Raw genomic sequence first — 6852 nt, forward strand, 5'->3', positions numbered from 1 at the left:
GCCGGAAGCGGCGGGCGGGGCCGGCTGAGGCTCCCAGCGGGCGTACAGCGGCGGTGGGGGAGAATGGCCTCGTGACTTCCCCCCGCGACCTTGTTCTGCTCGGGTCCACCGGTTCGATCGGCACGCAGGCCATCGACATCGTCCGGCGCAACCCGGACCGGTTCCGGGTGGTGGCGCTCGGCGCCGGCGGTGGCAACGTCGAGTTGCTCGCCGCGCAGGCCCTGGAACTGGGCGTCGAGGCGGTCGGGGTGGCCAAGGCGTCCGCCGCGCAGGACCTGCAACTCGCGTTCTACGCCGAGGCGAGCCGGCGGGGCTGGGCCACCGGCGACTTCAAACTTCCCAAGATCGTGGCTGGGCCGGATGCCATGACCGAGTTGGCGCAGTGGCCGTGCGACGTCGTGCTCAACGGCGTGGTCGGCTCGCTGGGCCTCGCTCCTACGCTGGCCGCTCTTCGCGGTGGTCGTACTCTCGCGTTGGCCAACAAGGAGTCGCTGGTTGCCGGCGGCCCGCTGGTCAAGGCCGCGGTGACGCGGCCGGGGCAGATCGTGCCGGTCGACTCGGAGCACTCGGCGTTGGCCCAGTGTCTGCGGTCCGGGTCGCGCGGCGAGGTGCGGCGGCTGATCGTCACGGCCAGCGGTGGCCCGTTCCGGGGTCGGCGACGCGACGAGTTGACGCAGGTCACACCCGAGCAGGCGCTCGCGCACCCGACGTGGAACATGGGGCCGGTCGTCACGATCAACTCCGCCACCATGGTCAACAAGGCGCTTGAGGTGATCGAGGCGCACGAGCTGTTCGACGTGCCGTACGCCGACATCACCGTGATGGTGCACCCGCAGTCGGTGATCCACTCGATGGTCGAGTTCGTCGACGGATCGACGATCGCTCAGGCCAGCCCACCGGACATGCGGCTGCCGATCGCCCTGGGCATCGGCTGGCCGGACCGGGTGCCCGAGGCCGCCGCCGCCGTCGACTGGACGGTCGCGCACACCTGGGAGTTCGCGCCGCTCGACGACGAGGCGTTCCCGGCCGTGGCCCTGGCCAAGGCCGCCGGGGAGGCCGGGCGCTGCCGCCCGGCGATCTACAACGCGGCCAACGAGGAGTGCGTGGCGGCGTTCGTGGCGGGCCGACTGCCGTTCCTCGGCATCGTCGACACCCTCGAACGCGTGTTGGAGGACGCTCCGGACTTCGCCGAACCAGGTACCGTCGAGGACGTGCTCGCGGCCGAATCGTGGGCGCGCGCGCACGCGCAGGAGATCATCGCGGGTTCGGTGGAAGGAGCTTGATGTCGTACCTGCTCGGGGTGGTCCTCTTCGCCCTGGCCATCCTCATCTCGGTCAGTCTGCACGAGGCGGGGCACCTGCTGACCGCCAAGATGTTCGGGATGAAGGTCACCAAGTACTTCGTCGGCTTCGGCCCCACCATCTGGTCGTTCCGGCGGGGTGAGACCGAGTACGGCGTCAAGGGCATCCCGCTCGGCGGCTTCTGCAAGATCGTCGGGATGACGCCGCAGGACGACGACGTCGAGCCGGGCGACGAGTCGCGGGTGATGTGGCGCTACCCGGTGTGGAAGCGCACGATCGTGATGGCCGCCGGGTCGATCACGCACTTCGCGCTCGCGCTGATCACCATCTGGATCCTCGCCGTCTCCGCCGGCCTGCCCAACCCGGACTTCCCGACCACGGACGCGCAGGCCCGCAAGGAGCCGGCGGTCATCCAGCTCAGCGACTGCGTGGTGCCGGAGAACGCGGTGCGGGCGTGCACCCCCGCCGACGCGGCCAGCCCGGCCGCTCAGGCCCAACTGCGCGACGGCGACCGGATCACCTCGATCAACGGCACCCCGATCGGCAACTACGGCGATCTGCTGACCACGCTGCGCAGTCTCAAGCCGGGCGACACCACGCGGATCGAGTACGTCCGCGACGGGCAGGCGGGCAGCACCAGCACGGTGCTCGCGCAGACCCAGCGTCCGCCCCTGGACGACCCGAAGGGCGCCGCCGCGCCGGTGGCCGCGCTCGGCGTTGGCCTCGTGCCCAGCACCCCCACCCGCGTGACGTACGGGCCGGTCGGCGCCTTCGGGGCCACCGCCGACTTCACCGGCCAACTGGCCGTCGGCACCGCGCAGGCGTTGCAGCGCATCCCGCAGAAGGTCCCCGCCCTGTGGACCGCCCTCACCGGCGGCGAGCGGGACGTGGACACCCCGATCAGCGTGGTCGGCGCCAGCCGGCTCGGCGGGGAGGCCGTGCAGAACAACGCCTGGCTGGTCTTCTTCATGCTCTTCGTGTCGCTGAACTTCTTCATCGGGGTGTTCAACCTGCTGCCGCTTCTCCCGGTGGACGGCGGCCACATCGCCATCGCCTGGTTCGAACGGGCCCGCTCCTGGGTCTACGCGCGGATCGGCCGGGCCGACCCGGGCCGGGTCGACTACCTCAAACTGATGCCCTTCACGTACGCGGTGATCCTGATCGGTGGCGCGTTCACGCTGCTCACCATCGCCGCGGACGTGGTCAACCCCATCACGCTCTTCTCAAGGTGAGTGCCTGAAGTGACCGCTATCAGTCTCGGTATGCCCGCCGTGCCGCCCCCGCCGCTCGCTCCCCGCCGGGCCAGCCGCCAGATCATGGTCGGTTCGGTGCCCGTTGGCGGCGGTGCGCCGGTGTCCGTGCAGTCGATGACCACGACCCTCACCTCCGACGTCAACGCGACCCTGCAGCAGATCGCCGAGCTGACCGCGTCCGGCTGCCAGATCGTCCGGGTGGCGGTGCCGTCCCAGGACGACGTCGAGGCGCTGCCCGCGATCGCCAAGAAGTCGCAGATTCCGGTGATCGCCGACATCCACTTCCAGCCCAAGTACGTCTTCGCCGCGATCGACGCCGGCTGCGCGGCCGTCCGGGTCAACCCGGGCAACATCCGGCAGTTCGACGACAAGGTCAAGGAGATCGCTCGCGCCGCTGGGGATGCGGGGGTGCCGATCCGGATCGGCGTCAACGCGGGCTCGCTGGACAAGCGGCTGCTGACCAAGTACGGCAAGGCCACCGCCGAGGCGCTCGTCGAGTCGGCGCTGTGGGAGTGCTCGCTGTTCGAGGAGCACGGCTTCCGCGACATCAAGATCTCGGTCAAGCACAACGACCCGGTCGTGATGATCCGCGCGTACCGGCAGCTCGCCGAGCAGTGCGACTACCCGCTGCACCTCGGCGTCACCGAGGCCGGGCCGGCCTTCCAGGGCACCATCAAGTCCGCGGTCGCGTTCGGCGCCCTGCTCGCCGAGGGCATCGGCGACACGATCCGGGTGTCGCTGTCCGCCCCGCCGGTCGAGGAGATCAAGGTCGGCAACCAGATCCTGGAGTCGCTCGGCCTGCGCGAGCGCGGTCTGGAGATCGTCTCCTGCCCGTCCTGCGGGCGGGCCCAGGTGGACGTCTACAAACTCGCCGAGGAGGTCACCGCCGGCCTGGAGGGGCTGCCGGTGCCGCTGCGGGTCGCCGTCATGGGCTGCGTCGTGAACGGCCCGGGCGAGGCCCGCGAGGCCGACCTCGGCGTCGCCTCCGGCAACGGCAAGGGCCAGATCTTCGTCAAGGGCCAGGTCGTCAAGACGGTGCCCGAGGCGCAGATCGTGGAGACGCTGATCGAGGAGGCGCTGCGCATCGCCGACGAGATGGGCGCCGAGCTTCCCGAGGAGCTGCGCGGGCTGGTCACCGGCCCGACCGTCACCGTGCACTGAGTCAGTTCGAAGAACGCGGGCCGTTCCCCCTCGGGGAGCGGCCCGCATCCGTTCTGGCGCATCTCACTCGGATTCGGCGAGGATCGCGTACAGCTTGCGCCGGGTCTCGTCGAGCACCTGGGCGGCCCGCTCACGCTGGTCGTCGGTGCCGTTCATCATCACCTGGCGCAGGGCGTTCATCGCCTGCGCGCCGGAGTCGCGGATGTCGTGCCAACTGCTCACGGTGCCCTGGGCGACGTCCGCCCATGCCGGGGTCTGCGCAGCCGCGGTGGCCTCCGCCTGCCCGGCCTCGGTGACCGTGAACCGCTTGCGCCCACCGCTGGACTCCTCGGTGCTGGCGGCGATCACACCCTCGTCCTCCAGGAGCTGAAGGGTGGGGTAGATCGAACCCGGGCTGGGCCGCCAGGCGCCGCCGGTGCGGGAGTCGATCTCCTGGATCATCTCGTAGCCGTGCATCGGCCGCTCGGTGAGCAGGGCCAACACCGCGCCACGGACGTTGGGGCGTCGACCCCTGCCCCGTCCGCGACCGCGTCCGCCCCAGGGGCCGCCGTGTTCGTGGCCGTGGCCGTGCGGGCCGGGCGGGACCGGCGGGAAGCCGAACCCCCGCATCCGGGCCTCGTGCATCGGGTGGTGCTGTCGATGGAACCTCATGAGGTTCTTCCTCTCTGCGTACTGTCGCTGATGCATCAACGATATATCGGCAATGCATCGCCGACAAGCTCGTATTTACAAACCGTACGTACGTCTTGTTAAGGTGTCGGGCATGCGCCTGCTCCCACCGCCCGGCCCGGCCCGGATCCTCACCCTCGGCACCCTGGTCAAGACCGTCGGGCGAGGCCTGTGGCTGGTCGCCAGCGCGCTCTTCCTCACCCGCTCGGTCGGCCTCTCGGCCACCCAGGTGGGTGTCGGCCTGACCATCTCGGCGCTCGTCGGCGTGCTCGCGAGCGCGCCGAGCGGCTACCTGGCCGACCGCGTCGGGCCGCGCGGCGCACAGGTCGGCGGGCTGATCGCGGCCGGCGTCCTGACCGCCGGGCTGATCACCGTCCGGTCGTTCCCCGCTTTCCTGCTGGTCGGCGCCGCCACGGCGCTCGCCGACGCGGTCGACCGCGGCGCCCGGGGAGCGCTCATCGCCGGCGCGATCCCGGCCGACCAGCGGGTGCACACCCGCGCCTACCTGCGGGCCACGACCAACGTCGGGATCTCCGTCGGCGCCGTCCTCGGCGGCTTCGCCATCGCCGCCGACACCCGCGCCGGCTACCTCGCGCTGATCCTGACCACGGCGGCGGCGTCGCTGGCCGCAGCGGCGATCTCCGTCCGGCTGCCCACCGTCGCACCCGTCGCCGCCCCGACGCGAGGACCCCGGCTGGTCGCCCTACGGGACCGCCCGTTCCTCGCCTTCACCCTGCTGGACGGGCTGATGTCCATGCACTTCAGTCTGCTGACCCTCGCTCTGCCGTTGTGGATCGCCCGGCACACCACCGCACCGGCCTGGATGATCTCGGTGTTGACGCTTGTCAACACCGCGCTGGTGGTGCTCCTGCAGGTACGCGCGGCACGCAGCGCCGTCACCCTGCCCGGGGCCGCCCGCGCGTCCCGCCGGGCGGGGGTCGTCATCGCCCTGGCCTGCGTACTGTTCGCCGCCAGCGGCGCGCTTCCTACACCGGGTGCCATCGGCCTGCTCTGCTGCGGGTCGCTGGCGCACGTGATCGGGGAGCTGTGGCACTCCGCCGCCGGATGGGGGATCTCCTTCGGGCTGGCGCCCGCCGACGCGCAGGGGCAGTACCAGGGGACGTACGGCATGGGTTACGAGCTGGGCAAGATGCTGGCGCCCGTCGTGGTGACCAGCCTCGCCCTCGGTTGGGGCGTACCGGGATGGCTCACGCTGGGCGGGCTGTTCCTCCTGCTCGGTGCCCTCGTGCCCCCGGTTGTCCGGTGGGCCGAGCGGACCCGTCCGACCAGCCCGGTCGCTGAGCCGCTGACCGTCTGACGGCGGGCTCGCCACTCGGCCGGCGGGGCGGGGGGTCGATCTGGCAGGCTGGTAGTCGTGCTGACGGTGCCGGTACGGCAACTGGGGGAATCGGAGCGCCGCGCGGTCGAGCGCCTCCTCGACCGTGACCCGTTCGCGGGCGCGCAGGTCGCCGAGCGCATCGCCGCGCGCGGCCTGTCCTGGTGGCGGGCCGAAGGGCGCATCCTGGGGTACGGCGCCCGGCGCAACCTCGAATCGCTGTGCTGGCTCGGCGGCAACCTGACACCGGTGCTCGCCAGCGACGCCGCCGTGTCCGCCTTCGCCGACCTGCTCGCCGGGGAGGAGCGGCTCTGCTCCTCGATCGTCGGCCGTGCCGACGCCGTCCTCGGCCTCTGGGACCGGCTCTCCGACACGTGGGGCCCGGCCCGCGACGTCCGCCCCAACCAGCCGCTGCTGGCCACCGACGCGCTGCCGGCCGTACCGGCGGATCCGGAGGTACGCCGCGTCCGCTCCGGCGAGGTCGACCGGCTCTTTCCGGCGGCGGTCGCCATGTACACCGAGGAGGTCGGTGTCTCCCCGCTCGCCGAGGACGCCGGCCGCAGTTACCGCCGCAGGGTCAACGACCTGGTCCGCGCCGGCCGCGCGTACGCCCGGTTCGTCGACGGCAAGGTCGTGTTCAAGGCGGAGTTGGCCGTGGTGACCAAACGGACCGCCCAGGTCCAGGGCGTCTGGGTCGCGCCGGAGTGGCGGGGCCGCGGCATCGCCGCCGCCGCGATGGCCGCCGTCGTACGCGACGCGCTGCTCCGGGTCGCCCCCACGGTCAGCCTGTACGTCAACGACTTCAACCTGCCGGCTCGTCGGGTGTACGAGCGCTGCGGCTTCCAACCGGTCGGCACACTCGCCACCGTCCTGTTCTGACCCGAGCCGGGGCTGGATATGCCGATGGCCGGCACCCGTTCTCGGGTGCCGGCCATCGGTCGGTTCGTGCGGTGGGTCAGCTGTTCCAGTGCTGGCCAACGAGGTCGGTGGCCTGCTGCTCCCACTGGGCGTAGGCGTCCGGGTACGCGGAGACCTGCACGGTCTGCGCGGCCTGGGTCAGGGGCATGTCCTGCCAGCCGTCGACCTGCTTGAGGCCCTTGAGGAATGCGGTGGTGGAGTACTCGGGGTTGGT

General features: G+C 71.6%; 6 protein-coding genes. 5 read left to right on the forward strand and 1 reads right to left on the reverse strand.

All coding sequences use genetic code 11. From position 1 onward, the window contains the following. The first annotated feature begins 71 nt into the window (after positions 1–71). From dxr to ispG, 3 genes are read left to right on the forward strand one after another with little or no spacing between them, the layout of a single operon-like run. Complete coding sequence (dxr, locus tag ACGGAQ_RS26980) at positions 72–1283, forward strand: 1-deoxy-D-xylulose-5-phosphate reductoisomerase (protein WP_393053801.1); 1212 nt, start codon at positions 72–74, stop codon at positions 1281–1283. Continuing rightward, a complete protein-coding gene (locus ACGGAQ_RS26985) occupies positions 1283–2533 on the forward strand; it encodes a M50 family metallopeptidase (protein WP_393053804.1) in 1251 nt (416 codons plus the stop codon). Before dxr ends, ACGGAQ_RS26985 begins: the two co-directional genes overlap by 1 nt. A gap of 9 nt (positions 2534–2542) precedes the next feature. Beyond that, a complete protein-coding gene (gene ispG, locus ACGGAQ_RS26990) occupies positions 2543–3715 on the forward strand; it encodes a flavodoxin-dependent (E)-4-hydroxy-3-methylbut-2-enyl-diphosphate synthase (RefSeq protein ID WP_354856334.1) in 1173 nt (390 codons plus the stop codon). Between the two features lie 63 nt (positions 3716–3778). On the opposite strand, the gene ACGGAQ_RS26995 is transcribed toward ispG, so the two are convergent. Beyond that, positions 3779–4366, reverse strand: coding sequence for a PadR family transcriptional regulator (locus ACGGAQ_RS26995; protein ID WP_139586621.1), 588 nt, complete (start codon positions 4364–4366; stop codon positions 3779–3781). 112 nt (positions 4367–4478) lie between these two features. Between ACGGAQ_RS26995 and ACGGAQ_RS27000 the strand changes: the two genes are divergently transcribed. Together ACGGAQ_RS27000 and ACGGAQ_RS27005 are read left to right on the forward strand one after the other, a co-directional pair. Next, positions 4479–5702, forward strand: coding sequence for an MFS transporter (locus ACGGAQ_RS27000; RefSeq protein WP_393053807.1), 1224 nt, complete (start codon positions 4479–4481; stop codon positions 5700–5702). Between the two features lie 57 nt (positions 5703–5759). Then, the gene (locus ACGGAQ_RS27005) at positions 5760–6599 is read left to right on the forward strand and encodes a GNAT family N-acetyltransferase (protein WP_393053810.1); all 840 of its coding nucleotides are present in this window, start codon (positions 5760–5762) and stop codon (positions 6597–6599) included. Positions 6600–6852 lie beyond the last annotated feature (253 nt).

It is taken from the genome of Micromonospora sp. NPDC047557 (assembly GCF_043205095.1).
Lineage (GTDB): Bacteria > Actinomycetota > Actinomycetes > Mycobacteriales > Micromonosporaceae > Micromonospora.

Bases quoted from the DNA above. Each gene is read 5' to 3' on its own strand.
- ACGGAQ_RS26995 (WP_139586621.1), bottom strand. From the start codon at position 4,366: ATGAGGTTCCATCGACAGCACCACCCGATGCACGAGGCCCGGATGCGG.
- ACGGAQ_RS26985 (WP_393053804.1), top strand. From the start codon at position 1,283: ATGTCGTACCTGCTCGGGGTGGTCCTCTTCGCCCTGGCCATCCTCATC.
- ACGGAQ_RS27000 (WP_393053807.1), top strand. From the start codon at position 4,479: ATGCGCCTGCTCCCACCGCCCGGCCCGGCCCGGATCCTCACCCTCGGC.